Raw genomic sequence first — 1,674 nt, forward strand, 5'->3', positions numbered from 1 at the left:
ATGATAAAAACATTGATTAAATTTTAAATAACGAATACACTAATAGTAATAACTAAATTCTTATTTAAAAAAAATGTAATTATTTTTTCTCCTATCATTGTCTAAAAAGAAAGGCTGCCAGTATGAATAATTTACCTATGACATTACAATTAGATAATCAATTCAAACGACAGTATAACTTGTTACAGTTTATACGTACGCATCAGAATAAAAATTTAACGCTTAGTGATCTATCTCAGGAATTAGGTACATCAAAGCCAACTTTACGAAAAGATATCGACATTATCAATAGTTCTTTGCCTACGAACGATTTTCAATTAACCTACAATGACCAAGGTTTCTTACAAATCACTCAACAAGAAATCTCTGTCGATTCAGTGATCACTCGGTTAGCAAAAGACACGACGATTTATCGTATGATGGATTTATTGCTCCATGATAAAGCCTACACTACAGAAGAATTATCCGAACACTTAATGATTTCTCGCAGCTCGATTTTTAACATTATACGCCATATGAATGAAGTGCTAAAAGAATACCGCGTATCGATCGCAACAGGTCCACTAACCTTTATTGGTAAAGAAGAAGATATTCGCTTTTTACTCTTTTCATTTTATTCTAGTTTTGGCGATAGTCAGATCATTGATTCTGATAGTAATCACCATGCACAAACGATTATTGAACATGGTCGAAAAAGTGGGATCACTTTTCTTCATTTTAGTCATTTTCGTTTCACTCTTTGGTTATCCATCGCTAAAGTAAGAGGGCAAGCTAAAAAATTTTGCCATTTGAAGGAAAGTACAGCCGAATTAGTTAAAAAGAATCGGGGATATCAAGTTATCGAACCATTGATTGCCTTATATTATTCCTCACTATTCAAGCTAGCAATCCCTGAATCAGAATCTTTATGGCTCTATCTCGCCTTTTTACATTGTGTCTCTTACTCAAAATGGCAAGGCTTAGACGAAGAGCGAGTATATGCTTTTCGCCGAGAAGAAAGTGCGCCAGTCGTTGCAGCAGTTCACCGTTTTTTATTACAGGTTTTCCCTAAGCAGATGCTAGATGACGGCTCTTTAGAAAAAATGGAGGCCTTTTTGATCAATACAAGATTACTTTCAAATATGAGTACGTCTTATGAAATGACTTCCGTTACTTTGATTGATTTAATGAAAGAAAAATATCCGGAGATTTATCAGCTTTGGTTTCGCCAATTAGAGCGTTTAAAAGCAAATCCACTATTTGAGTTCACTCATCTTGATCACTTAGCTGCTAGTTTGACTACGTTTCATGCAACGATTTTACGTATAAAATCACAGCAGCCCCTTAGAGTCATTGTAGCGCTGCAAAGCTGTCCATCGATGGATGACTACATCATTCAAGAAGCAGAATTACTCTTCTTGCGACAAATCTCTGTCAAATTTTTGATTGAGCAACCAGTAACTATAAAAGAGATCAACGATCATCAAGCCAGTCTGATCATCTGCAACTATGATTTGCACTTAAATGAAGATTTACCTTGTCCAATCCACCGCCTACCTAATATCCCTTCAAAAGAGGATTGGACGCTTCTAATGGATAAAATCACTTATTTAAATTCAGCTACTTCTACAGCAAACAATACAGGTTATTTTTAGGCACTTTATTTTTATTTATAGAAGAATACCCAGTGAATTA

The 1,674-nt window shown here is 34.7% G+C and carries 1 protein-coding gene; it reads left to right on the top strand.

The genetic code is table 11. The features are described 5' to 3' along the window. Positions 1–122: 122 nt before the first annotated feature. On the top strand, positions 123–1,634 hold the full coding sequence (locus JZO83_RS14255) for a helix-turn-helix domain-containing protein (protein WP_206856384.1): 1,512 nt from the start codon (positions 123–125) through the stop codon (positions 1,632–1,634). Positions 1,635–1,674: the final 40 nt, after the last annotated feature.

This window comes from Enterococcus sp. DIV1298c (assembly GCF_017316315.1).
Lineage (GTDB): Bacteria > Bacillota > Bacilli > Lactobacillales > Enterococcaceae > Enterococcus_B > Enterococcus_B mangumiae.

What these genes read in the sequence shown, in the direction of transcription:
- JZO83_RS14255 (WP_206856384.1), top strand. Translation starts at nt 123, where the DNA reads ATGAATAATTTACCTATGACATTACAATTAGATAATCAATTCAAACGA.